The organism is Streptomyces sp. NPDC048338 (genome assembly GCF_043201055.1).
Classification (GTDB): domain Bacteria; phylum Actinomycetota; class Actinomycetes; order Streptomycetales; family Streptomycetaceae; genus Streptomyces.
The window spans coordinates 610,296-636,161 of the sequence record NZ_JBICYQ010000002.1 but is presented as its reverse complement, the minus strand read 5'-3'; the positions used below and the strand labels follow the sequence as shown (position 1 = coordinate 636,161).

Here is a 25,866-nt window from a genome sequence, read left to right as displayed (position 1 = left end):
TGCCGGCCCTTCGCTTCGCTCTGGGCCGGTGGGGTGGTGGGTCCGCTGCGCTCCCCCACCACTGGGACTTCCGGCTTCGCCTTCAGTCCCTGTGGCCCGCTGACGCGGGCCTGGCTGGCTACGGGGTGGGGTGCGGTCTGCTTTCGTGGTGCGGCGTGGATCTGCGGGGGCTTGTTGGTGGGGTTGGTGTGCTGTGGTCCTTCCATTTTGATGCAGCATGTAGGAATGGCGGAAAGTGATGATGCCCTGGTGGTGTCGTCGGGCAGGTGCCGGGTGTGCCTTGGGTGGGGTCACCCGGCGGGGTTCGTCAGTGGCCGGGCCAGTAGGCCAGGAGGGTGTGGCCGGCTCCGCTGACCCCGGCGAAGGCCATGGCGGCCTTCCAGATGGCCGCCCGGATGGTGGCGTGGCCGTGGGCGAGGAAGCCGTACAGCAGGCCGCAGACGGCGGCCGTGAGGGCGATGAGGATCGCGGCTGGTGGTGTGGTCGTGAGGCTGGCCATCGCGAGGACGGTGGTTCCGATGAAGGCTTGCCCGGTACGCATGAGGGCTTCCTTGGCGGTGTGACTGCCCGATGGGGCGGGCGAGTTGCTGCTCGCGTGGATGTCCGCGCGGTGCAGGAGGCCGAATGCCAGGCCGAGCAGGATTCCCAACGCAACCGAGATGGCGATGTGGACAAGGATCTGGTGATTCGGTGCGGCCGTCGTTCCCGCTTGCGCGGAGAGGATCGCGTGAAGACCCCGAGGCATTTTCTTCTCCAGGTTGAGGCGTGTTCTTTGGTGCTCTCAAACCTGGCTGTTTCAATAGGGGTAAACAATGCGTTTTCGTGGCTTTCATTGATTGAAATTCGGTGCTGGTTTCTGTAGTGGTGCCGTGGGCCGCTAGGCTGCTGCGCTCAGGGTTCCAGGGCGGGAGGGCATATGCCGGAGAAACTGAAGCCACCAAAGCCAGAGGCAGCCGCATACGGTGCACGGCTGAAAGCGATCTTCCTTCTTTCCGGAGCCAGTCGGAGAGAACTGAGCCTGTTCCTGAAAGACGTGATCGGGAAGCAGCCGAGCTCGGTCGACATGAACCGGTACTTCGACGGAACCAACGTCGTCCCCCGCCCCACCGCCGACGCCATCGTCGCCTTCGCCCGCAGCACAGGGGCCGACAAGGAAGCAGTGGACCGCCTGGTCAACGGCACCCACACAGCGCAGCAGGCAGGTGTGCAGCCGGCAGGCCAGGACGCGGGTAGGGCGCAGGACTCGCCGAAGGGTGGGCAGCGGTCCGGTCAGGGCGCGGCAGGTGCGCAGTCGGCTGGCTGGCAAGCGGCGGGTGGTCGAGAGGCGGGTCAGGGTGCGGGTGTTGCGGGGCAGTTGAGTTTGGGTGCGTTGCGTTCGGCCGCGCAGCTTGCTGTGGGTTCCGGGGCGAAGTTGTCGGACTACTGGCAGGAGCGTCGGGACGAGCTCGGTGCCGAGCTGGAGCGGAGTGAGGGGCGGGTTGCCTCGCTGAAGCAGCAGTTGGGCGAGGTGAAGGGCGAGCGGGCGGCTTCCGCCGGGCTCCGCCGGCAGCTGGACATGCTCAGGGCCGTCAATGGTGAGCTCGAGGCAGAGGTGGGCCGGGCCCGGAAGGTGCTGCGGGGTCGGCCGTCGCAGGAGAGCGCGGAAGGCGCGCAGGAGGTGCGTCGGCAGATGGTGGTGCTGCGGGCGGCCAACCAGCGTCTGCAGGCAGAGGTGGCGAACGCCAACCAGGCGTTGCAGCGGGAGCGGGAGCTGTGGGAGGCCAGGGCGAAGCAGGCCGAGGCGGCGGCCGAGGTCCTGCGTGGTCGGCTGGAGAAGGCTGCGGGGTACGCGCGGGACGTCGAGCGGGACCTCGCCGAGCGGGATGCGGTCCTCGCCGATCAGGAGGAGAAGCGCAAGGGGCTGGAGGCCGAGCTGGAACGGCTGCGGATCGAGGCAGACAGCCTGCGGGGCGAGGTGGGCCGGCTGGGGTCGAGGGTCCTTGACCTGGAAGAACAACTCGCGGCGAAGGCTGTTTCAACGACTGAAACCCAGCTCACCGCCCCGCTCCCCCGCCATCACACCCCCCACGAGACTCCCCGCGAGACCTCCAGGCCGGAACGGCCGGGAAGGAGGCTCGATCCTCCGCCGCGCGTCTTCCCGCCAGATCCCCGCGATCGGCCGGTCCGCGCCCCGTATAGCGCCGACCTCCTGGACCGCGAGACATGGGACGCCCTGTGGACACCTCCCCCACCACCCAGCGGCCTCCAGCGACTCAAGGCCGCGTTCAAGGAAGCGTTCACCCCCTCCTGGTTCCTGGCCGGCAGCACACTCCTTGTGGCCCTGGGCACCCAGATCGTGGGCGTCACCCTCTACACCCTCCACGTCATGATCAGCCGCGGAAGCCTCCCACCCGAACGAGCCGTCCTGAACCTCCTTCTCGCCTGCGGCATCCTCGCCGGCATCTCCTGGGCAACCCACCGGTTCATCTACAAAAACAACCGTGGCATCGGAATCCTGGCATTCATCATTCTGACCGGATGCGCCTCCCTCACCTTCACCGGAAACACCACCACCCTCACCCCCATCCTGACTGAATACGCCCACACACACGGAATCAAATGGGCCGACCGCCACGACGGAAAAAGCTGCGACGAAAACAACTTCTGCACCCCCGACAAATAATCAACCCCGCACACGAAAGACCATTCACAATGGGGCAATTTCAAATTCACGGAAAACCAGAACCCGGCGGGCCTGGAACCGAATAGGAACTCCGCTCGAACTTCGATGCAATAAATTCGGAACCACTGACTTTCCCGCAAGATCAACCAGGTGCGAGCGAAGAACGACAAAGACGGCCACACATCCAAGCACCGACCCGTGCGCCCACCCACCCCCACGGACACCAGGCCCCAAGCCGGGCCTGACCTTGGGGGGTACCGTCCGCCGCACCAACCCCGCGGGCATGGGAACGAGGGGCAGCGGGACGCCTGGGTGGGCTCCTCGTGCGGGCCATCCCCGCGGGAGCGGGGAGCGTGACGAACAAGTCGATCCCAGTGCGCCTGCGATCAAGAAGCGGCCCGAGACGCTCCTCCAGGTCCAGTGCTGTCCTGATCGCAACGTTCGGTGCCTGCTGTGCGGAAGCTGTTGCCGAACCCGAGTTCGGGAGGCACCCGCGGTGCCTTCCTGTGGGGCGCAGGACGGTCAGGGCACCTGACAGTGCGGTCGGCCCGCCGGCCGACCGTTCCTGTCTCCACCCCGCGCCCGGCCGACTGGCCAGCCGCCGTTCCATAGAACCGGCCGTTTTCGGCAGTGCTGTTCCCCAGGGGAACAGCTGCGGCTCACTCGTCAAGCATGTGCGTGACGAGCGCGCGGACCGCGCCCGAGACGGCGGCACCGACGCCCGCCAGGGCGCCACGCGTGGCCATCGACTCGGGCTTGGGCTCGGGTGCCGGGAGCAGCGTCGACCGCAGGGCGGGCTGGGTGTTGCAACGGCTGCGCGCGAGAAGGGGCCGGCGCGGAGAGCGTTGCCAAGCGACCTTGCGCGATGCCCGTTCGGTCTAGCGCCGCGCGCTCGGGGCGTGGGCGGCTCCTAGCGTGGGGGTGACGCTTGCAGAACACCGAGGAGGCCTTCTGATGAGCAGTCGCAGCGTGGTGGCCGGCATAGCCCTGGCCATTGCCTCCATCGCTCCCCTGTCCGGCGTCGCACACGCCCAGGACCTGGACTGCCGGAACTTCCAGTACCAGGAAGACGCCCAGGCCGAGTTCGACCGGAACCCGAGCGACCCGAACCGGCTCGACGAAGACCAGGGCCCCGATGACCACATCGCCTGCGAAGCACTCCCCAGCCGCACCAACGTCAGCCCCGTGCTGCCGGTGAGCCCGACTGATACCGGCGTGCAGCCGGTCGACCCCACGGCCGACACCGTCCAACCAGCGGCTCCGACCGCCACCATCATGCCGACCCGCGGCACCCGAGCCGGCATCGGCGGAGCATCAGGCCCCACCCCACTCGACACAGGCATCGGCCTCACCCTGGCCGCCGGAGCAGCCGCCGCAGGCGGCCACCTCACCGCACAACGCCTCCGCCGCGCACGGAGAACGGCATAACCCCCCAGCCTCACAAAGCCACGCCCTTGACACGCTTCGAAATGCTGAGCGTCGACCGGGCATAGACACTCACCGGAGGAGAACCGGCGCCCCTGGCCCCGTGCCCGGGCTCCTGGTGGTCCCGGGACGGGTCCGAGCCCGACCCTGGCGAACCGAACCGGGGCTGCGGCGCGGCCGCGGGCGGCGCGCCGCAGCCGGGCCGCAGCCGTGGTGGGGCCAGACCTCGATGTAGGCGACGACCACCACGGCGCGCAGCGCGGTGACCCAGCACAGCAGGCATACGCGTTCCAAGTGGTCGGCGTACTGGCGCAGCTGGGGGCCGGTCGTGTCGCCGGGGAGCGGTTCGCCGGCGAAGGGGTCGACGGAGACGACGACCAGGGCAGGTCAAGTGCGTGGATCGCAGCTTCCGTGGTCGTGCAACTAACCGTGAGTGTCGGTGCTCCGGGGACGGCTACTGGTCGATGTCGACGTGAACCCCGCACAGCTGCAGCCGAGCCTTGAGGAACTCCATCTCCGACAAGGTCCCCACCAGGCCATCGTGGCTCAGCTCCCCAGCCAGCTCACGAGCACGCGACAGGGAGGCCGCTGAGAGCTCCCGAAGGACCTTCAAAGCCGGGACAAGATTGGGCACCGGACCGACCAGCCGGAGCCTCACGGGCCCGTGCGCTGCGAGTAGTGCCTCCCGGACATCATCAGGCGCTGGTCCCCTACCAACGTGTTCGCACAAGTAGGCGCCGCAGGACCCGCAAGAGAACTCCGAGTCCCACCACAACTCATCGTGAAGGATGAACTGGTTTACCTGTCGCACCGCTGCGCCGCCGCAGTCGCACCGCGATGTGATCTTCGCGCTCTGACCAGTCATCCGGGCTCTCCTATGTTCCACTCCCGCGGCAGATCCTCGCCGCAGAAAACGCAGACGAAGTCCTCCTCCCGCACGATGTTGAGCTCCCGGCAGGAGCGGCATCGGCGGAAGATCACCTCGTGTGTGAACCCGGACGGGCGATAGATCCCGATCCGGTCCAGGGCCTCGGCCACGGCTGGCCAAGAGCTGACGTCCGGGCAGTAGCCGGTCGACTGGTTGCTGACCTCGTCGACCACCCACCGTCCGGACTTCTCACGGAAGCTCATCTCGCCGGCGCTCAGTACCTCTCCGCCGCCAGCACACACCACGTGCTCGCTGCGGCGCGGAGCCAGTCGTAGTACACCGCCGCCATCGACGACGAACGTGAAGGGTTCGGCCAACTCATTCAAGGTCAGCGCAGCGACCCACTCGCCGAAGTCCACTGACGAGCGGATGCTCCGACCCTCGCTACCCGCCTGGACGAGCGCCTTCAGCTCCGCCGGACCCACATACCGATATCCCTGCCCCCGCGTCTCCACGCACGCCAATCTAGTAGCTCATGCAGCCAGAACTTGGGGATTGCGGGCTCTGACGAAGATCGCGAGCGTTGATAGGGCGGGACCTTGGCGTTCGCCATCAAGCTCAGTGCCAACAACCAGGTCCAGGTTCCAACCAACGTCATCGACACCGCACACTCCGATAAGCCAACTCACTTGCTCACCCGCCAATAAAGCGCTCAGTCCCAACCGGGTGTGACTGAGCGCTTCAGTTGGCGAGTTGAGCGTCTTGATTGGCCATACCCGACGTGCCCGACCACATTCCCGGCGTGCCCGGAATTCGTCCTTACGCTCTGCTCGGCGTGCTACCCGAGTCCCTGGATGCGGGCCGGAGTGGCCAGTTACCCGGGCTCACGGAAGTTCGACGTCATCACCCCCCAGTCGAGCGACGATGGTTTCGTGCGTCGAGAGGGCTGCGATTCGTCTGGCGCCTTTGGCTGGAGTGCTTGGTGCCGACCGTGAGGAGCCCGGCCGGGTGACTGGCTGTTGCACACAAGATCCAGATGCGAGTTCCGTCTCGTCGTGCTGTCCTTAAACGGGGAAATTTGTCCCGAGGGCTGCAAATGGTAAACCAATCGTTCGCGTCGTCGGGTGGCGGTGGCTGACTACCTCCGGGGCTATCCGCAGGAGTAAGCAGTGGTCCGCAGATTGATCAAGCGGCGGAAGGCGCGAGAACTCAACTCCCTCGCGGATGCGGCCTACCGTGCGGGCCTGGCCAGCGACAGGCTGGCCACAAGCCGCGCACGCGATGTTCTTTCCGGCGAGGTCACTTCCACTGAGCGGAATCTGGCCCACCCCTACTTTAGAGACCGCGTGACGAGCAAGTTTAGAGACCGCGTGACGAGCAGCCTGAGGCCGCACCTCATCCGTTTCGCGCGTCAGGTCGCCGTCTCTGAAACCCGAAGCCGGCAACTAAACCTCATGCTCCAGAGTCATCACATCGCCGCCCGCCAAAAATTCGGAGTAGCCATAGATAGACTGGCGCACCTGGTCTACTCACTCAATGACATACCGGACGCCGGAGTTACTTGCGAAGTCGATCAGAGCTTCCTTGTGCGCTACCCCGATCGTCTCTATCAATTTGTCGAATTTTTCGCGATGCTCACGTTTCGCGACTTCTTCCGTGTTGGCGACCTCACTGCTCTCGAAAATCAGGGGACACGCGTGACGCCAGACGCCATAAGAGCCGCCCTGGTTCGCTATGCGCTCATCCAGGAGAACCTCACGGACGGGGGCGCCTACCTGGTTGCCAAGGAGGCGACAAAGCTGAGGTACCTCTATACTCCTGGCGCGATGGCGGGGTATGCCGCTCACAGTTTTATCCTTGCGCACGAGCTTGCACATCGCCTAGTTGACGAAGTCGACACCACGCCACAACTCCGTAATTGGCTCGCAGACAACGCCTTGACCGATCCCGGTTCAGAAACAACCGCTGATGCCCTCGCGGTTATGCTGATGGCATCCACTCCCGACCAGACAGTCGAGGCTGAGGGTTCTCTCCTGGCGCTCAGTGCACTCAGTGCTCTTGATGTCGGATCGCACGCAAGGTTGCCCACGCTCGAAATGGAGATCACGGAACGCCTTAAGCTGATCAGGCCATTTTGCCGAGTTACGAATAGCCCTCGGATCAATTCCGCGCGCAGTGAATTTCTCCGGAAAGTTGCCTATTACGAGGGCGCTGTCCCCTCTCAGGGCTGGGACGCACTCCACTACCTAGTCAAACGCGGACGCATTGCAGCGGTCGGTCCCGTGCATGAAGCCATCGAGCTTGCTCGCTTCGGTGATCTTCCGCTCGCTATCGGCAAAGGAGATCTAGATCTGACTCTGCTGCGGCGACAGGTCAACGCCGCACCAGCCATCCTCCAATCACTAGCTGGGTCCATTGATTCCTTGACGCTTCGCTCCTCCGATGGAATCGGCTCATACACGTTGCGCTTCTGTGACCTTCTGGGGATCGGAGGGAATGGAAGGGAGGTCATGCAAGATCTCGCCTCCCCGGTCCGGATCTACGACCTTATTGCGTGGCTACTTGACAGTCCGGCGCTTGCGCCTCTCATCGAAACAAACAAGGAAGAGGGATATGCGACCGCGATCTACCTCGCCGGCGTCTACACAGGTAGCTGTTCTCGAGCTAGGGAAAGGAAATCATGATGACCGACTGGGAGAACGCCACCGAGGAAGAATTGTTGGTAGAGCTAGACTCCCTGCTGTACGGCTCTAAAGAACACCTTTCCGGCAGAGAGTTGCGTGCCGCGCTCGAACGGAGTCGTCGTTGGGTGCGGCAGTGGACAGAGCGTCATCGCGACGACCTGTGTGCGGAAATTCGGCGCCAACGCCTGGAGGTCAATGACGGTCTCATGGAACTCGCAACCGTCATCGACATCATCGTGCAGCTCGGTCTCGGGCACGCTAGCGCCACGGTACTGGCAGCGATCCTGATCAAGCGCGGGCTCGGAACCCTGTGCCGAGACTCCTCACCGATCGGGACAGCATGAGGCCCACCCGAGGCCGGCAGCGCAACCCACGTTGTGGGAAAGCCGCCTGCTCGCGTGCTGACAAACGGGTGTTCCGCGTTCATTCTGACTTTCGCGGCCGGACCGCACCGGTGCTAAACCAGTGCACCAACGTTGCAGCCAGATGGACCGCCATCTGCGCTTCGTCTTGACGCTGCGGGCGGAAGGCCGGGCCGCCAGCATGTCGAGCAACGTGTCCCTTCCAGAGCAGACTGATCAGCTCGGTCAGAGGAGCGACAGAGCCGTCATTTGTTCCCTCGATCGCAAGTTCCCACTTGTTGCTGGCATCCCTGAGGTGTACGTGGACTTTGCCAAGGGTCTCTCTCGTGCCTTTGGGCAGCACGACCGGGATGGCTGCAGCCTCAACGGCTCGGATCGCCTCGTCGTAAGCCTTCGACGGATCCGGGTGCCGCCCGTACGTAGCGACCCACGCCGCCCGAAGATGCGTTCCGGTGTCCATGCTCATGGCCTGCTCGGCAGCGATAGCCACCGTGGCGTCGACTCGGCGCTGCAAGCACCGCAGGCGCCAATCGACCTCAAAAGCCGAGCCAGCGTCCATGAGCATGTCGTCGAGATCCTCGACCGCTGCTGCCTTGCTTCCCTTCGGCCAGGAGAAGTCCGGGAGCCAGTCAGCCAGACCGGCTTCCATCGTGGGTTCAGGGCCTGCGACATCAAGTTCCCACCACAGCCCCTTGTCGAGATGCAGCACCACATCGACAACATCAAGGAGCAGTGAGGGATCGCTGGCAGCAACGGCCTCGACAAGCTGCTCGGGGTCTGGAGTGTTGAGAGGGATGCGCATCTGCAGAGCAACTCGTCCCGTGAGCTTCGGATGATCGGCGAGGTACGCGGCAATCCAAGTCTTCAGCGGCCGAATCAGATGATCCGGTACCCCTTCGAGTAGAGCTTGTTCACGAGTCGAGATGTGGCCGCGGCGCGACAAAGGCTGCCATTCGTCTCGGTCTGTCATGAATACTCCCAAGCGGTCACGAGTCCGAATGCCACTGTGGCATCGCGAGACGCTCTGCGCCCGGGAATTCGTGCCCCTGCTGGCCAGGTCTCACGCTCACCGGCCTGGCAGGGTACCGGCGAATCCTTACTTCTGATGATGGTTTGGACTTTTGCCCGCGTGCGGCTTGTCCCTGCGGTGTGCTCTGGCCATGGGTGACGTACAGGTCGTCGGTGTTCCTGTAGGTGCGGTGTGGTCTCACGCCTGCCGTTTGGAGGACCTCGTGCTGCCGTACGCGCTTCCCGAGCGGGCCACCGAGTGCCTGGATCTGGGGCTGGGGTGGGCGCGTAGGTGGACGGTGACGTGGAAGGTCGGGAAGTCCGACGTCATCGTCCCGGTGAAGGATCTATCGGCCAGACCGGCGATGGTGTCGATGCCGGTACGGCGGTTCTCCTGGCGAACCGGTCAGCGTCACCGGCCCGGGCTGGAATGTCTGGTGTCGACGGGCCGGCAGCACGGCTTCGAGAGTCTGGCCGAGCGCTGGCTGCTGCTGGTCCTGGACTTCGTCGGCGGGTTCGACGAGGTGCTGTCGCAGCCGTTCCGTCTGCGGTTCTCCTCCTCGGAGGGGAAGGGCTCGCACATTCCGGACTTTCTCGTGCTCGCAGCGGGGGCCTCGTGGCTTGTGGACGTACGTCCGGGGGGCTTGATCGGCGAGGAGGACGAGGTGCGGTTCGCGGCGGCCGCACGGGTGGCGGCCGCTGCGGGCTGGCGCTACATGGTGGTGACCGGCTGGCGTCGGCAGGTGCTGGCGACGATCGACGCGCTGTCGGTGCGGCGCCGTCCGATGGCCGACCCCCTGGGACTCGAGCGGCAGCTGCTGGCCGCGGTTGGCCAGCGTCCGTGGCTGTTCGGGGAGCTGGTGGGCCAGACGCACGTGGAGGCGGTGGCCCGCACGCACGCGGTTCGTCTCCTCTGGCTCCGTCGGATGGCCGTCGACCTGACTCTGCCGTTCGGGGACGAGAGCTGGGTCTATCCGGCGGGAGAGCTCGATGGATGACAAGCGGCAGCTGGTGCGGTTCGAGGACCTGAAGGACGATGACCAGAAGCGGCTGCGGCTGCGGGTGGCCCACTTCCTGGAGGCTGAGAGCGGCTACCGCAGCGGCAGCCGGCACTGGGCTCAGGGGGATGAGCCCAGGCCCGAGTACGACCCGGAGCGGACCACGTTGACCGAGCGCCGGCTCGCCAAGGTTGCCGAGCTGAAGGCCCTGCACCCGGACGACGCCCACCAGCTCGGCCTGGGACAGATCAGCGAGCGCACGCTGCAACGCTGGTCCGCCGCCTGGCCTGAGCAGGGAATCATGGGGCTGGCGGACGGCCGTCTCACTCCGGTCCTGCGCGGACACCGCAAGATCACACCGCAGGTAAGGGAGGCGATCCACGCGGTTCACGCGGAGTGCCTGCACCGCTCCCGGGTCGGCATGAAGACCAAGGAACGGATGATCCACCAGTTCGTGCGGGAGAAGTTCGGCACGGAGGCGGAGACGAAGATCCCGCACTACACGACGCTGTTGAAGGTCTGGAAAGAGTGGTTCGGGCCCGAGGGGGGACGCCAGCGCTATCTCCGGTCGGCCGCGGCGGTGGACACCGGCGGCTCCACGGTGACGATCACCCGTCCCGGCCAGGTGGTCGTGCTGGACACCACGCCGTTCGCGGTGAAGCTGCGCGACGACGTGTTCGGCGAGCCGATCTCTGTCGATCTCACCCTCGGACTGGACGCGTTCACGCACTCCCTGGTCGCCTTCCGGCTCACCCCGGAATCGGACTCCTCCATCGAGGTGGCCATGCTGCTGCGGGACGTGATGCTGCCGATGCGGCCGGACTGGACGCCGGACACGGAATGGCACTACCCCGGCGTCCCGGCCGCACTGGTCACCGAGTTCGCCGGCTATCCGGTCGCCGGACGGCCGTTCTTCGCCCCGGAGACGGTGACCAGCGATCACGGGAGCGTCTACAAGAACCATCACTTGGTGCAGGTTGCCCGCACGCTGGGGACGGTGGTGCTGCCGGCGAGGGCGATGCGAGCTCAGGACAAGGCAGCCTGCGAACGCGCGTTCTCAGGGATCCAGTCGCTGCTGCTGGAGCTGTTGCTGGGCTATCGCGGACGGGACGTCGCGGACCGGGGCGCCGATCCGGAGCAGGACGCGGTCTGGACCGTGGATGAGGCAGAACATCTGCTGGCCACCTGGATCGTGGGGATCTGGCAGAACCGCAAGTTGGACCAGTACGCGCCCGCCTGGGACCCCGGTGGGCGGCACAGCCCGAACACGCTGTTCGCGACCGCGGCCGCCCGCGACGGGATCGCTCTGCAGATCCCGAACGCGAGCCTCTACCACCGCCTTCTGCCCGCTCACTTCGTGAAGGTCCACGGCCGCCGCGGGGTCAAGATCGGCGGACTTTGGTATGGCGGCGACCACCCCGTCCTGGCCGGGCTCGGCTCGCTCCCCTCTCCACGCAGCGGCCGGCACCGGGGCAAGTGGGTCGTGCACCGCGATCCCCGTGACTGCCGGCAGGTGTTCATCGAGCTCGCCGGAAAGTGGCATCCCCTGCCCTGGAACGGGCTGCCCAGGGGCGAGGACGTCCTCGCGTTCTCCGACGCGCGAGTACAGCAGATCCTGCGCGAGGCCGCCCGGGCCGGGCTGAAGCCCCGCGACGACACCGAACTCCTGCCCGTCCTGCTCGACCTGATCGGCGCTCGCTCTCCGGTCGGCTCCTGGCCGAGCCAGATGACCAAAACCGAGCGGACCGAGCGGGCCCGGGAAGTCGCCCGCGCACGGGCCGCCGAACGCGATCAGGCAGTCCCCGCTGGCCTGACGTCGCTGCCCGTCGCGCCGCAGCCGGCCGAGCTCGTCCGCAAGAACCAGCAGGCCGTCGACGCGGAACGCCGCCGCCGGCGCGAAGCCGCGGTCGACGTCCCGCTCGCCCCACCGCCCCGCCTCGGCGACGGCCTGCGTCAGCGCTCCCTGTTCATGCTGCCCAACGCCGACGACGAACCCGACTCCCCACCAACGCAGGAAGGACCCCAGTGACCGGCGAGGAGGAGACGCTGCCGTTCGTCCTGACCGGCCCCGCGCCGGCCCGCGACACAGCGGCCAGCTGGCAGCACTGGTGCCACACCCGCAAGCTGTTCGTCCCGGCGCCGGTGATGGACCGCGCAGCCTTCGGCCTGCTGAGCCGGCGCAAGAAGATGCTGCACAACCTGCACCGCACGGCCACCCATGCGAACCTGCAGCTGCTGGACACCCCGATGAGCCGGACGGTGGAGAAACTCCTCAGCGGCCGCATCGAGACCAACGCGCTGAAGATCAAGCCCACCACCAGGGCCGGGGTGATGGTCTCCGGCGGCGGCTACCAGGGCAAGACCGAATGCGTCTGCGAGATCGCCGCCGCCTTCGAGGAGCGGTGGCTCGCCCTGAACGACTACCTCAACCCCGACGCCCGCCCCGGCGCCCGCGACCTGCACATTCCGGTCGCCTACGTTCAGACCCCGGTGACCGCGAAACCGAAGAGCACCTGCAAAGCGATCTTGAACTTCTTCGACGCGCCGATCGGCCCACGCCCGGATCTGCCCGACCTGATCCGTCAGGTCACGGCCTCGTTGCGGGACCACGGCACCAAGGTCCTGATCCTGGACGACATCACGAGGCTTCGCATGCACCGGGCCGACGACCAGGACACCCTCGACCTGATCCGCGCGTTCATGAGCATGAACGTCACCCTGGTCCTGGTCGGCGTCGACATCCCCGGCTCCGGTCTGCTGCGGGAAGGACGCCACGACCCGACCACCGGACAGTGGTGCCTGCCCCCGTCCCGGCATGCCAAGGCTCATGGGCTGGAGGCCACCCAGACCGAACGGCGCTTCGACCTGATCGAACTGGACCGCTTCCACTACAGCACCGCACCGCAGATCTCCGCCTGGGTCCAGCACCTGCACGGAGTCCAGAGCGGTCTGCGGCTCCTGGACGCGGGCCCCGGCATGCTCACCGAGGGCACGATGCCCGAGTACCTCTACCACCGCACCAACGGTGTCGTCGGCCTCCTGGAACGGCTCATCGAAGACGGCTGCCGCGAGGCCATCGACTCCGGCCGGGAACGCCTGGACGAAGAAATCCTGGAGCACATCGCCATCGACCTGCGCGACAGCGCCCGACGCGACGCCGGCGCCGGCGAAGTCCCCGAGGTCCCCGAAAAGCCCGCCCCACGCCAGCGCTCCCGCCGCGGCCGCAACACCGTCTTCGACGACCGCGGCCCCCTCGGCACAGCTCAGCAGGGCACCCGGTGATCACACCCCTGCCCCGGAGCCTGGACCCGCTGGCCGGAGAAATTCTGGCCGGCTACGTGATGCGACTCGCCCACCGCCTCGACGTCGCTCCGGACACCGTCCTGCGCCGCACCGGCCTGGTCGACTTCCAGGCCAACACCCAGGCCATCACCCGGACCGCCCTCTCCCTCGAGCTGCCGGCCCAGCGGATGAGTAACTTCCGGACGGCCACCCGACTCACCGAGGCCGAAGCCACGGCACTGACCTTGCTGCCGCTGGCACCCCGCTACCCACCCATCGTCCACAGCCTCGACGTCGTCCGCACCGGCAAACGCATCCCCGCACTGGACTGGCTCTTCCCCGCAGCCGCCCGCTACTGCCCCGACTGCCTCGCCGGCGACGGGACCTCCCTGCAGACGGACCACGGCGGCCCATGGAAGACCGACTGGAGACTGCCTGTCGTCTTCGCGTGCTCACACCACCAGCGCTTCCTCGAACATGCCTGCCCTGACTGCCGGCGATCCATCGCCGGCCGAGCAGGACTGCTGATTCCCCGGCCGACCATCGCCGGTCTGCACCCAGCCCAGTGCAGAGCGCCCCTCGCCCACGGATCGTCCCGAGCACGGCGGGCAGCCCAACTCTGCGGAGCCCGCCTGGACCGGCCGCAGCCCGAACCGGGTGGCCTCTTGCCCCGAGAACTCGCCGCACTGCAGATGAAGATCACCGCCATGCTCAGCCCGCACACTCCGCCGGTCGCGGCCAGCGAGTACTTCACCGACCTCCAGATGGTCAGCGGGCTCGTCATGATCACCTGGCCGAAGGCCCGCCCATCCGCGCCGGGTGTCGACACCCACCGCACCGATCTGGTGCTGGCGGGCCGTCAGGACCCTTCGCACTCCCTCCACGCCAGTGCACCGCCCCAGGATGCCCGCGCTTGCGCAAGCATCCTCCTCGCCGCCGACGCCATCCTGGCGGCCGCCGACCTGCGAACCGCACTGGCTCCCCTCGCGCCGGTCGAAAACCGCACCCGCAGCGGCATCGAACCGAAGCGTCACCGCAGCTGGGACAGCACCTTCCGCCGCTACCAGGACGAGTGTTCCGAGAGGTTCCGGAACGCCGCTGAATACCTGGTCTCCACCCACCGCCGACACGGCAGGGGCGGAAGCCGGCTGCCCCACCGCGGCCTCGCCTACGGCCCCCAGCACGTTCCAGCATTCCTCCCCCTGGAATGGGCCGAGACCCACCTCGGCGCCTTCATCGACGCCTGCAGCATGTCCGTCCTACGGCGCACCACCGCCGCCTTCCTCGCCCGGCGAGCCCTCGGAAGAACCGTCCCCGAGGCTGCCGAGTTCCTCGGAATCCGACTCGCCGGACACGGCCTGGGCACACCGATTACCAGCTGGGCCCGCCGCCAGGGCACCCCGGAAGCATACGAACGAGCCCTGGACGCGATGGCCGCAGAACTCGCCTCCTCACCGCTGATCGACTACCAGCACCGCCGCACCCTTCTCGCCGACTGGGCACTGCCCCCAGAGGCATGGCGCCAGATCGCCAACCAGCTGGAACGCCGACCCAGCCCCCGCTACATCTCCGACGACCGTGCACGCCTCGCCGCCACGGCCTACCTCTGGACGCAAGTCACCCAAGGCGAGACCCAGTTCGCTCCAAAGCCGAGCGAAGCCCGAAACGACCCGGAGCTCGACGCGGCATGGAGCCTGGACCGGTTCACCATCGGACACTGGCTCCGGCAGAACAAGGTGCCCTTCTACCAGCAGATGAAGCCGCTACTCGACGCCTACGCCGCCCAGCTCGCCCGAACCGCCGACACAGCACGCTCCACTCGCCAACTCACACACTCACTCGCCAAATGAAGCGCTCAGTCACACCCGCTCCCCTGCTGCTCGGTGCGCGGCTTGCTACAGCTCGAACTCGAGGTGCTCGACGTCCGTGAAGCGGACCTCTTCCAGGCTGCTGGCGCGGCGGCCGCCGTCCTGGAAGTACGCCTCGCGCAGCGCGTCGGCCGCGATCTGCTGGAGTTCGTTGTCGGACGCGCCGGCCTCGTGGGCGTCGAAGAGGCGGGCGGCGTGCTGCGGGGGCAGGGCGACGGTCAGGTGCCGGATGCGGGACTCGTCCGTCGACCCGATCGGCGCGGTGTAGCCGAGGCGGGCACGGGTGTCGATGACGATGCCGGCGGTGGATGCCGCCTTCTGGCGGGCCTTGGCCCGGATCTGCGGCTGCCACCGCATATTCACCTCACGCTCCAAGCGCGCGGCGAGGTGAGGGCGGGGCTTCCTGGCCTGGCCCGCCACATACCGCTCGACCTGCCGGTAGGGCAGGAAGTCCAGCAGGCTCTCGCCGCCGGGGTGGCGGTCAGCTGCCCTGACGGGGCCGGCGGTGAGGTCTGCGGGCACCGGTGCGCCGGACCATGTCTCGCCCGGCATCGAGAGCAGCACACGCCGAGAAGAACAGGCTCGGCACGCCCGAACTCGTAGAGGCCGGGACATGGGCAGCCGCCGGCTTTGCCATGGCGGGCCGGTCCGGGGTGGCGCGGGCGATAACGCGGGCGTGCGGGATCAGCGGCGCGCACGCCGCGCATACCTCCTCGACGATCCAGACCTGCCCGACCAGGGAATCGTGGCGCAGGATCATCACCACGGCGCCACCACAGCGCGTCTTGTGGTCCACGTGCGCATCGCAGCGCTCGGCTCGGCAGTGGCAGGCAGAGTTGGGACGCACGGTGGCCGCGCTGCCACCAGCGCGGGCCGGCCTCGGCACATCAGGCAGACGGAGTATCCGAGCCTGGAGCGGAGTGGCGAGCCCGAGCCCATCGCCGGACCCTTGCGCCATGAACGAAGCACCCTCGGGACAGGGATCCCGCCCAGACCCGCACCCCCGGCCATGGGGGCAAAGCGCGCAGCAGCCTCCCCCTGGGGCGGGGTGGCAGGCTCCGCCCGGTGGTGGCGGACCGTACGGAGCAGCGCTACCCAGGAGAAAGCGGCGGAAGTGGCCGTGGGTGTTGCTCGTCCTGGTACTGCTGGCGGCAGGTGGGTGTGCCGCTCTCTTCGCGGCTTTCTCGAACGAGGTGTCGAAGACCGTGACCGTCAGATACGCCGTCACCGGTGACGCCCGCGACGTGACGATCGCGTATTCGTTCTGGAACGACGACGGCATCTCGTCAAGGTCCGAGACCGTCGCGACACTGCCATGGCGGAAGACCCTGACGACGAAAGGCTTCGTCAAAGGCGGATCACTGCTCATCAGCCTCAGCGGCTCAGGCGGCACGGCCACCTGCTCGGTGACCGTGGACAACGACTCCCCCAAGACAGCCACCGCCACCGGCCCCTCAGCCGCCGCCACCTGCAGCGGCTTCTGAGCCGACCCCCCAGCCGGCAGCCGCGGTAGCCCGGCTCGGGGGAGCCGGGCTACCGCGTGGCTTCATCCGAAGGACTTGATGGTGTTCCAGTTGACCGTCAGGACAGTCTTGGCGGGTGCGTTGGTGCTCGTGGTGGAGGGGTAGTAGACGCTCATGTGGCCGTCGGATGCGAAGCGGGCCCAGATGTCGGGGATGCCGTCACTGTTGACGTCGGGGATCCCGACTGCCGTTGAGATCGTTGCCTCGGTCCAGCCTGTGCCGTAGGAGACATCGCCGTTGAGGGAGTTGGCGGCGAGCATGAGTGAGGTGAGGTCGACGCTGCCGGCTCCTGCGGCGCCGGGCTTGCCGTGGCGGCCGTTGATGGCACCGCCATCCAGGTCGCGCCACAGCACGTCGGGAGTGCCGTCCTTGTTGATGTCGCTGACGTTGACGATGTCGCGGCGGCCCCACGCGCCGCCGTTCATGAGGGTGGCGTCCTGGAAGGTACCGCCGGTGTATCCGGAGAGGAACCACAAGGCGCTGCCGGCACGCAGGAACACGTCGGGGAGTTTGTCACCGGTAACGTCGCCGACCGCCTTGATCTGGGTCCATGTCGTCGGGGCGGGTGCGTTCGCGGGAAGCTCGACCTCGATGCGGTCGTCTACGGGCACCGGGCCTGCACGAGGCCCTGACCGGGCTGGGCGATGGCGATCTTCGTCATCGTCGACGGCACCTTGATCCCCACCGACCGCATCGCCGCGGACGAGCCGTAGTACTCCCAAGAGCACAAGCAGCACGGCGTGAACATCCAGGTCATCGCCCGGCCGGACGGCACACCGCTCTGGTTCTCCCGGGCCTCGCCGGGCCGCACTCATGATCTGACTGCGGCCCGCGCCACGGCATCGTCCGGCCTGCCTGACCCGACAGACCCTCGTCCTTGCGGACCATGCCTACCAGGGCGCCGGCGCCACCGTCCGCACCCTGTACGACCGCTACCGCGAACAACCCGAGCACTACCAGCTGTTCAACCGTGATCACGCCCGACTCCAAGCCCTTGGCGAGCGCGCCTTCGCCCTGCTGAAGTGCTGGCGACTGCTCCGACGAGCCAGATGCTCCACTCGCCGCATCGGCACCGCCGTCCAGGGCCGTCCACACACTGCCGACCTGTAGTCATTCAGGATGAAAAGGGCTCAGGGAGAAGTGGCTCTGGTCCACCTTCCGTGGAGGCTCACGGAAAGTGATGCCAGTGGTGTGTGGTGGGATGGCCGGACTATGCCGTTGATCTGCTGGGAGACCGTTGTGACGTCTTCGTACCCGTCCCTGACTCGCGCCTTGGCCGAGGCGTTGGTCGATGTCCTGTGGTTCATCGACGGCAGCGAAGACGAGCAGATGGATCAGGACGACGCGGTCAAGGTGATGGAGGGCGTCGCGCACGTGGTCAACACGCTGTCGCGTGATCAGCAGCAGGAGCTGATCGCCCTGCTCGGGGAGATGGCAGCTGCCGAGACCAACCCCGCTCGCCGTGAGTTCTTGGAGGAGTTCCCAGAGGGCTTCGGGCTCATCGACGATGCGTCCTGAAGGACTTCAGCTTGCCGCGCAAGGCCGGCACCAAAGCGTGCCGCGGCGGTTGATCCTCCACCCAGACTCATCCCCATGAACTCGACGATGTTGGATAGGCGGCATGGTGAGACGCAGGAAGGAGACGAAGAAGCGGCCCGCCTGGGGCGTTCCGAAGGGGATCTTCCTGTTTGCGACGCCGGAGGGCTGGCGAACCAGCGTCCTGACTGATAGCGGAAATCTCTGCGGGCGGCAGGACGTGCCGATCAACACCGACCCTCAAGACGCGCGGGCCGCGGCGGGGTGATGGTGACGGAACTCGCGCGCGACCTCCACGACACCGACGTCGAGGTGAGCTGGGATCCGCGCCGGACGCCCTGGTCATGGACCGCCCAAGTCACCCTCGCCGCCAATGACAAACCACCTTCGCCGGACGCCGAAGGCTGAACGGCAAGCTCAGGAGTAGAGCAGGACGCGCTTGCGGAGGAGTTAGAAGCCGGCTCGGCCGAACATCTGGCGCTTGAGCATCTTGATCCGGTTGGCATGCCTTCGACGACTCCTGAGTTCCACGGTTGCGAGAGTCCCGCGGTACCGGCGCCGAGGTCGCGTTCCGGATGCCGGGCGAATCGCTGCAGGCTGGGCAGGTCGGTGTTGGTCGACGCTTCGATCCATGCCGGCAGTCGGGGACCTTGCAGCTGGGTGAGCATGCGGGCGAAGGACGCTGCCCAGTTCGAGGTAGCGCAGATGGTCTGTCGCTCTGGTCCTGCAGCGCTTGACCACCCCGGCGGTGGCCGGGCTCAGCGGCTGGAACCGCGTGGGCGTCTCCTCGCGGAGGAAGCGGACGACTCGTCGGACAGCAAGGGCGACGCTGCATGCGGCAGGCATCAGCCCTTGGGTCCGCAGGCGAGACGCGCAGCGCTGGGGGTGCTGCGTGTTCGGCGCCGGGTTCACTCTCGCCGCCATGGCTACGAGGAGGCCTTGTTCGTCAGGCTGCCGTGGAGGGGCCGCTGCTGGTTCTGGCGTACTGCATGGCGGTGAGCTTGCGGACGAAGAGGATGGCGAGTACGGCCGAGGCGGCCATGAGTGCGTCGGCAAGGATCCCGACCGTCAGGCTGTTGCGCCAGGCCTCCGGTTCCTCGGCCCGCTTGAACATCTGGTCGGCGACGGCGTAGAGGACGCCCGAGCCGGCCCACAGCGCCCACCACGCCGTCGGAAGTGCGGTGGATACCCTGCGCGGAGTAGCGCCGGGTCCCAGCGGTGCGCTGGCCATCCAGATCTGCAGGCAGATACGGAACGGCAGCAATAGGTGAACGAGGGGAATGAACCAGCTGCCGATGGCCCAGCCGCGGGTCTGCGTGAAGCCGCCCGGTTGAAAGACCTCGCCGTTGACACGCGCCCGGTGGAACCAGACGAGGAAACCGATCCCCGTGACCAGCAACGCCATCTGCTGGAAGTTGCCGACATTGACGGTGAGAGCGTCGGACCTGTCGAGCGCCGCTTCCGATACCGCGGTGGGATCGACGACGAGGTCGTTGGCCATCGACCAGGCAGACACCCCGATCCCGGCTGATGCCAGGTTCACCACCCCAGCCAACACGAGCAGGACAGTGGCCACCGCAGCCGGGCCACGGAGGGATCGGAGGGCAGCGGTCGGCAGCGGCGCACGCATGCGTACCTCGATGCCACCGCCGGGCCGCGGCCCGGCAGCAGCCCGCCCAGCCGACCGTGACGACGGAAGCCGCGACGACGGCGGCGAGCCAGGATCGCTGATGGACACGACGATGTACCCCCCACAGGAACAACGGAACGAAGGAAGGCTGCAGATCCACTGCCGCCCCGGCAGACCCTACGTGGGCACCTCCCCACCGTCCACAACGTTCACGCAGGTCAAACCCAAGGGCGAGCGACGCCTCAGGGCCCGAAGACCACTCCCCCGAACCCACCCGTGCCCACCTCGCCCGCCCCATCTTCGTTGCGTCCCACCGCCTGCCCGCCACGAGCGGAGGTTACGCAGGAGCTGGTGACCGGCTCCTGGCGGCGCCTGGTCTTCGCCGCCCCCGGCAGCGAGCCGGGGCTGCATTCGACGAGCGGAGCCGCCTGCTGCTTGTCGCCGCCCCTCTGAACCATTCGCTGGTCGTCTCGGCACTGCGAGAACTGCGGGCCCATGGCGCCGACTCCCAGGGGCTCCTGAAGTGCGCGCGGTAGTGTCCTGATCGGCCGATGCAGATCACGGCGTCATCAACCAGCTTTCGAAACCCGGCCGTTGCGCTGGGGTGGGGGGTACAAGTGAAGCGGGCCATCGTCATGGGCGGCAGCTACGGAGGGCTCTTCGCCGCCCGTGTGCTGAGTGACTACGCCGAGGACGTCGTGGTGGTGGAGCCCGACGTCATCGGGGAGGACGGGTTCGGCCGACGCACTCCGCAGCGGCATCAGCTCCACGCCCTGCTGGCCATGGGGCACACGCAACTGGAGGGCTGGTTTCCCGGGATAACCGAGGAGCTGGTCAAGGGCGGCGCACTCCTCGGTGAGGGCGATGACGTGCAGTTCTATCTGGACGGGCGCTTGAAGGCCCCGGCCACCGGGGCGCGCATGCTCGGTGCCACCCGGCCGTTCCTGGAGAGCCACCTGCGGCGCCGTGTCGCCGCCCTCGAGAACGTGCGGTTCAGCCAGGCGCAGGCCACCGGCCTCGTTCTCCGCGAGCGCCGTGTGGTGGGCGTAACGACTGCGACGCCTGAGAGCGGTGACGGGGCCGGGGACACGGTCGACGCTGAGTTCGTCGTCGACGCGATGGGACGGAACAGCCCGCTGGAGGACTGGCTCGTCCGGGACGGCTGGCACAAGGCCCCCGTCGACCGCATGAGGATCGACCTCGGCTACGCCACCGCCACCTTCCGCCGCGGGGATGAGCTGGGCAGCACGGTCGTCGCTCACTCCAGCCCGGGGCCCACGAGCGACTACCAGCCCAGAGTGACGGAGCCTGGCGCCCTGGTCGCGGTGGAGGGCGACCGGTGGTCGGTCGTCCTGGCCGGCTACGCCGACTACCAGCCCGGGCCCGACCGCGAGGAGTTCCATCGCAGGATGCGCCGTTGCGTTGCCCCCATCCGGACGGTGGCGGACGTCTCCGAGATGATCGGGGGCGTCAGGACGTACCGCTTCGTCGAAAGCCGCCGACGGGTGCACTCCCGGCTGAGCCGGTTTCCTGGTGGTCTCGTTGTCGCGGGAGACGCTCTGGCCAGCGTCAACCCCATCTACGGGCAGGGCCTGACGCTGGCGGCCGTGGCGGCCAACGCCCTCGGCGCCTATCTCCGCTCCGCCCCCGACGTGCACGATCCGGCCTGGGAGTACTTCCGGCTCGTCGAAGCTGTTGTGGACGGAGCCTGGCAGCTCTCCACGGCCGCCGACCTCGCGCAGCCTCACGTCACCGGCCCGTACCCCCGCGGCTACCGCGTGCAGAGGTGGGTCGCCGACAAGCTCACCGAGGCGTCCGTGCTCGATTCCGCCGTGAACACGCAGTACATGGGGGTCGTGAACATGGAGCTGCCACCGAAGGCCCTGACCAACCCCCGCTTCCTGGCCCGGGCTGCCCGCGTGCTGCTCAGCAGCTGAGGCGGCCGCGCATTTCAGGATGTGCTCTCGAACGGTGACTGGGCCGATGCGAGCAACGGCGAGTTCGCCTGCACGCCACGAACCGCTCCTGGCTGAACCGCGTCGAGGCCCAGTTCACCGCCCTGCGCTACTTCGCCCTCGACGGCATCTACCACTCCACCGACAAGGCCCGGGGCAGCAGATCGCCGCTACAGCATCCGGCGGAACGGACACGCCACCGACGAGCGCCTCCATGCCGTGATCAACAGGACGAGCATCGCTTGACCCTGCGCCGACGCCGCATCATGACGCCGCCGCCTGTCAGCTACTGCGAACTGCCGTCGTCGAGTCCAGCATTCCTGCGCTCCGCGTCAGCCTCGCAGCCCACTTCCCCGCGGGTCGGTCTGGTGCAGCTTGTCGCCGACGGGGTCCGGGCCCTTCGGCAGCAAACGGCCTCGTCAGTCATGCTGCGGTGGCACCAGCCTCCGCTGATCATCATCCGGTGGCAGAGATCAATGTCCCGGTCTTTGGTACCCGTCTCAAGGGATCTGGTCCGTTTGGCTTGTCGTCTCGGACAGATGGGCCGGTGGCTCCGTTCCGAAGCAGGGCCCGGTCGTCAGCGACGCTCGCCGTGGCCGCCCTACTGGAACCGTCGCGGCAACCCGGATAACGACCGGGGATCGACTGGGCGAGACTCTTCCCATGAAAGTCAGATGCCTGCAGATCATCCACCCCGCTGCCGACATCCCCGTCGCGGAGTACGACGGGATCCGGGTGGGCGGTGTCTACCCGGTGGTGGAAGTGGTCGCCAACGACACCGATGTCCAGATCCGCGTGCTCGGCCCCGGCACAACCGACCCCGGACTGCTCTGGGATCCCGCCGACTTCGAGACGGTGGACACCCGAATACCTCCCGGCTGGACCCTCGTAATCGCCGACGGCCACACCCGCCTCGCGGATCCCCGCTGGCAGCGCCCCGGATTCTGGACCGACTACCACCACAGCGACCCGCAAGCCCTGGCCGACTACAAGCACGTGAGGCACGAACTCCTCGCCGACGAGCGGGCGAGGGAGTTCACCGAAGAAGCGATGCCTCCGGCACCCGCAGGGGACGTGTGTATCCGTGATGGGCGGATGCCGGTTGGAGAGGGCGTGGAGATCGCTGAGCCGGTGACCGGCGACTACCCGGCCGCGCCCCGTCTGCCGCTGCTGACCGCAGCCGAGGCCCGCGACACCATCGGCCATCTACGCCTGCTGGAATCCCTCGATCTCACCCATCAAGGAGAGGCCGCAGGTCAGTTTGCGGCAGACCTGGCACGCCGCCTCTCCTCCGAGTAGCCCACAGCCAGCTGGTGCCACGGTGTCCTCCTTGCGCCTCCCCCACGTGGTGCCGCATTCAAGGCGCCACACCTGGGGCGTTCCAGCGCAGGGGCCGGTGACCACCCGCCGGCGTGCCGTGGCACACTCCTCCCCGTATCGCACGGGTCCACCCTTGCGACCTGGGAAGGAACACTTGTGAGCAGGACGAAGAAGGCAGCTGTGGTCATAGCGGTGATCGCGCTCGGAGCCACAGGCTGTGGCACGAACGCCACCAGCACCGGCGCCGGTGCGACCGCGGCTCCGCCATCGGCAGCAAGGACGGTATCGCCGCGTCCCGCGGGCACCGGTCCGCTCACGAAGGACGTCGTGCGTAGCGACCTCGACACCTCGGCCGCGGGTGCGGGTCTTCCAGCGAACGCACCGGAGTTCGCCGGCATGAACGAGGATGCTCCGGCCGGCTCTCCGCGAGCGTGCGGTGTCGGATACAAGGGATACAGCACCAAGATCGCCCCGGTCGATACGGCTCGCTTCGACAGGATGGTCGGCGAGCTGCGCGGACGCGACTGGCAGCAGTCCGGGGAACGCACCGAGCGCAAGGGGAAGGATGGGGCGGTCTTCGAAGCCCGTGTCATTCTCAAGCAGCGGGGCTGGACTGTGGTGACGCAGTACCGGGCTTTGCGGCAGGAAGGCGACATCACCTTGATGGCGTACGACGACGCCTGCATGAAGAAGAACGGCGGAGCGGATCCGCTCAGCTGACCCCGTCGCCCCCAGATTCTCTCTCCGAGCACCTGTGCGGGGTGTTCGGGCTGGTGCCGCCTGGTGTTGGACGTTCGGAGGCCGGTGTCACTCGGAGTGCTCGATGGGCTGCTCGATAGCACCGTGGTCGCAGCTCGGGGAGCACCTCAGTGCCGCACTCGCTGACGATGCGGGCGGTGTGGTCCAGCCGCCCGCCTTCCTCGAGGACGGCGGTAGAGCTGCCGACACTGTCAGGGGGTGGGGCTACGGTACGGCGTCGTGGACATTGGTGATCTTGACTATCGGGTCCGGACGCAGTCCGGTTGCATCCCGCCGCTTCTGGTCTCCCGGCTTCTCGACCTCGGCCATGCCGAGTTGGTGGAGTCGTGGGCCGCTCGTGGGGAATGGTTCTGCGCGGAAGGGTGGGCACGGCTGCTGGCCGGTCAGGGCCGCGAGGAGCAGGCGCTGGAGGTACTCGCCCCGTATGTCGCGACGGGCTGGTGGACGGCTGTCAGTGCCACGGTGGAGTTGCTGGAGAGCTGGGGGCGGGCCGATGACCCCTCCCCTGCCCCCTGCCGTGCCCCCACCGCAGGTGGACGGGAGAGTAACAGCAGGCAGGGACGCCCTGGAGAACCGGGGCGCACCGGTTTTGAACAGGGTCGGTACAGCCGACCCATGGACCACGACGATCTTCAGGACGACGAGCACCTGGCCGCCTCGTGTGCCCCCGATGAGGGCTGCCTGATCGCGGGCCGCCTGTGCATTTCCGTGCTCGGACTCGTCTGCGCCGGATGGTCGGCCAGCGGGCCGGTAGGTCCTTCCGGACCAAGCGGCTTCCGCACAAGAGCCCTGGGACATCTGGCCTTGGCGTCACGAAATCCTGCTCGGCAGGGGCGTCACCCCTCGGCTCGGACTGGCCGAAGGCCGTCGCCGGACTGCAAGCCACACGAACAACGCGGGTCTGCACGGCGACGGCCCACGGGGTCGCAGAGGCGTTTCACACGGCGGTCCTCGGCGAGTGTGCCGCCAGGGCTACTGCGGAATCAGCGTGCCTTCATCCTCCCAGAAGGAGAGTCCGCGGCGGATGTCCTCCCGGATGTACGGCATGGGAGGGAAGCCCTCAACGGTCAGCACGTACTTCTCGGCTGCGCCGGACACCTTGAAGGAGAAGGTGAAGTCGCAGGACTTGAGAGTGTAACCTCGGGCTTCCCCGGGCGTGAGCGCGTCGTTACCCAGGATCTTGCCTGCGTCGTCTGTCACGCGGACTTCGGCCCCGGCCTTGACCTTGGAGTTCGGCGGGACCGTGCACGGCTTGCCGGTCGCGGGGCCCTTGCCGTCCGTGGACAGCTCAACGGAGACCCGCCCGTTGATGGCGAGAGTCACCGCGGAGGGTGAAGCGCTGGGCGGCGCCGAGTCTTGCGCGTCGTTCGTCGTGCCAGAGCAACCGACGAGCCCCGCGATGCCGAGTACCAGGCCGCCACAGACCCACAGCTTTCTCATTCTTCCCACCCCTTGTGACCTGCATCGGACTGCCCTGCGCAGGTATCGTGCACCCTACACATCCACGCGAACGAGCCACCATCAGAATGGGCGTTGGAGCCCGACCCTTGCCCTGGCTCTCACAGTCCACGCCGGCGGGCGCTTGCGGCCGCCGGCCACCGACGGGCCGGGAGGCTGTTCCGTCGGGACCGCGCGGCCCGGGGCATGCTGACAGCCCCGCGGCGCCACTGGGACCGGCACGCTCCGGACGCCGACAGCGAGACGACCACCGACAGCAGCGGCGTGGTGATGGTCCTGCAGGTCGCCGCGTCATGCGCAGCGAGCGCCATGTCGCCGATTCCCTCGTGCACGCTGATGTCGATGCGCTCCTGAGCCCCTGAGTCTCCCCCGCGCTGCCGGGTCGAGCGAGCCGACCTTGCTAGGAGATGATCCCGTGCGTGGCGGAAGAGGCGGATACAGATGCGGACGATGCTCGTGCGTGGGTGAGCGACTGGGTTGGACGTTCGGACTCATAGCGGAGGATCCACCTGCGTGGGATGCGGCGCT

23 protein-coding genes and 2 pseudogenes are annotated in these 25,866 nt (G+C 67.4%); 16 read left to right on the top strand and 9 right to left on the bottom strand.

Annotation, left to right across the window (positions count from 1 at the left end; genetic code table 11):
* Together ACGFZF_RS07470 and ACGFZF_RS07465 are read right to left on the bottom strand one after the other, a co-directional pair.
* On the bottom strand, positions 1-206 hold a 206-nt coding region (locus ACGFZF_RS07470), incomplete at its 3' end, for a hypothetical protein (protein ID WP_393551773.1).
* A 101-nt stretch (positions 207-307) separates the two neighbouring features.
* On the bottom strand, positions 308-541 hold the full coding sequence (locus tag ACGFZF_RS07465; RefSeq protein WP_393551771.1) for a hypothetical protein: 234 nt from the start codon (positions 539-541) through the stop codon (positions 308-310).
* 375 nt (positions 542-916) lie between these two features.
* On the opposite strand from ACGFZF_RS07465, the gene ACGFZF_RS07460 reads away from it, so the two are divergent.
* Both ACGFZF_RS07460 and ACGFZF_RS07455 read left to right on the top strand, forming a co-directional pair.
* Complete coding sequence (locus ACGFZF_RS07460) at positions 917-2,662, top strand: hypothetical protein (RefSeq protein ID WP_393551769.1); 1,746 nt, start codon at positions 917-919, stop codon at positions 2,660-2,662.
* Positions 2,663-3,616: 954 nt separating this feature from the next.
* On the top strand, positions 3,617-4,090 hold the full coding sequence (locus ACGFZF_RS07455; RefSeq protein WP_393551767.1) for an excalibur calcium-binding protein: 474 nt from the start codon (positions 3,617-3,619) through the stop codon (positions 4,088-4,090).
* Between the two features lie 858 nt (positions 4,091-4,948).
* Here ACGFZF_RS07455 and ACGFZF_RS07450 read toward each other — a convergent pair.
* A complete protein-coding gene (locus tag ACGFZF_RS07450; protein WP_393551765.1) occupies positions 4,949-5,470 on the bottom strand; it encodes a hypothetical protein in 522 nt (173 codons plus the stop codon).
* A 654-nt stretch (positions 5,471-6,124) separates the two neighbouring features.
* On the opposite strand from ACGFZF_RS07450, the gene ACGFZF_RS07445 reads away from it, so the two are divergent.
* Both ACGFZF_RS07445 and ACGFZF_RS07440 read left to right on the top strand, forming a co-directional pair.
* Entirely contained in the window at positions 6,125-7,639 is a 1,515-nt protein-coding gene (locus ACGFZF_RS07445) for a hypothetical protein (RefSeq protein WP_393551763.1), read from the top strand.
* Positions 7,636-7,983: a hypothetical protein gene (locus ACGFZF_RS07440; RefSeq protein ID WP_393551761.1), complete on the top strand. Its 348-nt coding sequence runs from the start codon at positions 7,636-7,638 to the stop codon at positions 7,981-7,983. The genes ACGFZF_RS07445 and ACGFZF_RS07440 overlap by 4 nt, the downstream gene beginning before the upstream one ends.
* Before the next feature lie 79 nt (positions 7,984-8,062).
* Here ACGFZF_RS07440 and ACGFZF_RS07435 read toward each other — a convergent pair whose 3' ends face one another.
* Positions 8,063-8,971 carry a hypothetical protein gene (locus ACGFZF_RS07435; RefSeq protein ID WP_393551759.1) on the bottom strand — a complete coding sequence of 303 codons (909 nt, stop codon included), beginning with the start codon at positions 8,969-8,971 and terminating at the stop codon, positions 8,063-8,065.
* Positions 8,972-9,161: 190 nt separating this feature from the next.
* Between ACGFZF_RS07435 and ACGFZF_RS07430 the strand changes: the two genes are divergently transcribed.
* The 4 genes from ACGFZF_RS07430 to ACGFZF_RS07415 are packed head-to-tail and all read left to right on the top strand — an operon-like array spanning position 9,162 to position 15,139.
* On the top strand, positions 9,162-10,007 hold the full coding sequence (locus ACGFZF_RS07430) for a TnsA-like heteromeric transposase endonuclease subunit (protein WP_393551757.1): 846 nt from the start codon (positions 9,162-9,164) through the stop codon (positions 10,005-10,007).
* On the top strand, positions 10,000-12,036 hold the full coding sequence (locus tag ACGFZF_RS07425; RefSeq protein WP_393551755.1) for a transposase: 2,037 nt from the start codon (positions 10,000-10,002) through the stop codon (positions 12,034-12,036). The genes ACGFZF_RS07430 and ACGFZF_RS07425 overlap by 8 nt, the downstream gene beginning before the upstream one ends.
* Positions 12,033-13,289, top strand: a complete 1,257-nt coding sequence (locus ACGFZF_RS07420) for a TniB family NTP-binding protein (protein WP_393551753.1) — start codon at positions 12,033-12,035, stop codon at positions 13,287-13,289. The genes ACGFZF_RS07425 and ACGFZF_RS07420 overlap by 4 nt, the downstream gene beginning before the upstream one ends.
* Positions 13,286-15,139 (top strand): TniQ family protein, encoded by a 1,854-nt coding sequence (locus ACGFZF_RS07415; RefSeq protein ID WP_393551751.1) that lies wholly within the window; start codon positions 13,286-13,288, stop codon positions 15,137-15,139. Before ACGFZF_RS07420 ends, ACGFZF_RS07415 begins: the two co-directional genes overlap by 4 nt.
* A gap of 45 nt (positions 15,140-15,184) precedes the next feature.
* Here the strand turns inward: ACGFZF_RS07415 and tpg are convergent, their stop codons facing one another.
* Together tpg and ACGFZF_RS07405 are read right to left on the bottom strand one after the other, a co-directional pair.
* Positions 15,185-15,709, bottom strand: coding sequence for a telomere-protecting terminal protein Tpg (gene tpg, locus ACGFZF_RS07410; protein WP_393551749.1), 525 nt, complete (start codon positions 15,707-15,709; stop codon positions 15,185-15,187).
* Positions 15,639-15,953, bottom strand: coding sequence for a hypothetical protein (locus ACGFZF_RS07405; protein WP_393551747.1), 315 nt, complete (start codon positions 15,951-15,953; stop codon positions 15,639-15,641). Before ACGFZF_RS07405 ends, tpg begins: the two co-directional genes overlap by 71 nt.
* A gap of 328 nt (positions 15,954-16,281) precedes the next feature.
* Between ACGFZF_RS07405 and ACGFZF_RS07400 the strand changes: the two genes are divergently transcribed.
* Complete coding sequence (locus tag ACGFZF_RS07400; protein WP_393551745.1) at positions 16,282-16,641, top strand: hypothetical protein; 360 nt, start codon at positions 16,282-16,284, stop codon at positions 16,639-16,641.
* Positions 16,642-16,703: 62 nt separating this feature from the next.
* Here ACGFZF_RS07400 and ACGFZF_RS07395 read toward each other — a convergent pair whose 3' ends face one another.
* A complete protein-coding gene (locus ACGFZF_RS07395; protein ID WP_393551743.1) occupies positions 16,704-17,291 on the bottom strand; it encodes an FG-GAP repeat domain-containing protein in 588 nt (195 codons plus the stop codon).
* On the opposite strand from ACGFZF_RS07395, the pseudogene ACGFZF_RS07390 reads away from it, so the two are divergent.
* Positions 17,288-17,803, top strand: a pseudogene (locus ACGFZF_RS07390) (transposase family protein); the annotation flags it as partial. The gene ACGFZF_RS07395 and the pseudogene ACGFZF_RS07390 sit on opposite strands and share 4 nt — an antisense overlap.
* A gap of 149 nt (positions 17,804-17,952) precedes the next feature.
* Positions 17,953-18,198 (top strand): hypothetical protein, encoded by a 246-nt coding sequence (locus ACGFZF_RS07385; RefSeq protein WP_393551741.1) that lies wholly within the window; start codon positions 17,953-17,955, stop codon positions 18,196-18,198.
* 964 nt (positions 18,199-19,162) lie between these two features.
* Here ACGFZF_RS07385 and ACGFZF_RS07380 read toward each other — a convergent pair.
* Positions 19,163-19,846 carry a DUF4328 domain-containing protein gene (locus ACGFZF_RS07380; RefSeq protein WP_393551739.1) on the bottom strand — a complete coding sequence of 228 codons (684 nt, stop codon included), beginning with the start codon at positions 19,844-19,846 and terminating at the stop codon, positions 19,163-19,165.
* A gap of 617 nt (positions 19,847-20,463) precedes the next feature.
* Here ACGFZF_RS07380 and ACGFZF_RS07375 point away from each other — a divergent pair.
* The 4 genes and pseudogenes from ACGFZF_RS07375 (at position 20,464) to ACGFZF_RS07360 (ending at position 23,841) form a co-directional block, all read left to right on the top strand.
* Entirely contained in the window at positions 20,464-21,783 is a 1,320-nt protein-coding gene (locus ACGFZF_RS07375; protein WP_393551737.1) for an FAD-dependent monooxygenase, read from the top strand.
* 33 nt (positions 21,784-21,816) lie between these two features.
* Positions 21,817-22,047 (top strand): annotated as a pseudogene (locus tag ACGFZF_RS07370) (IS630 family transposase); the annotation flags it as partial.
* Between the two features lie 417 nt (positions 22,048-22,464).
* Positions 22,465-23,100 (top strand): hypothetical protein, encoded by a 636-nt coding sequence (locus tag ACGFZF_RS07365; RefSeq protein ID WP_393551735.1) that lies wholly within the window; start codon positions 22,465-22,467, stop codon positions 23,098-23,100.
* A 177-nt stretch (positions 23,101-23,277) separates the two neighbouring features.
* On the top strand, positions 23,278-23,841 hold the full coding sequence (locus tag ACGFZF_RS07360; protein WP_393551733.1) for a hypothetical protein: 564 nt from the start codon (positions 23,278-23,280) through the stop codon (positions 23,839-23,841).
* Between the two features lie 1,011 nt (positions 23,842-24,852).
* On the opposite strand, the gene ACGFZF_RS07355 is transcribed toward ACGFZF_RS07360, so the two are convergent.
* Positions 24,853-25,320, bottom strand: coding sequence for a hypothetical protein (locus ACGFZF_RS07355; RefSeq protein ID WP_393551731.1), 468 nt, complete (start codon positions 25,318-25,320; stop codon positions 24,853-24,855).
* A gap of 204 nt (positions 25,321-25,524) precedes the next feature.
* On the opposite strand from ACGFZF_RS07355, the gene ACGFZF_RS07350 reads away from it, so the two are divergent.
* Complete coding sequence (locus tag ACGFZF_RS07350) at positions 25,525-25,692, top strand: hypothetical protein (RefSeq protein ID WP_393551729.1); 168 nt, start codon at positions 25,525-25,527, stop codon at positions 25,690-25,692.
* Positions 25,693-25,866: the final 174 nt, after the last annotated feature.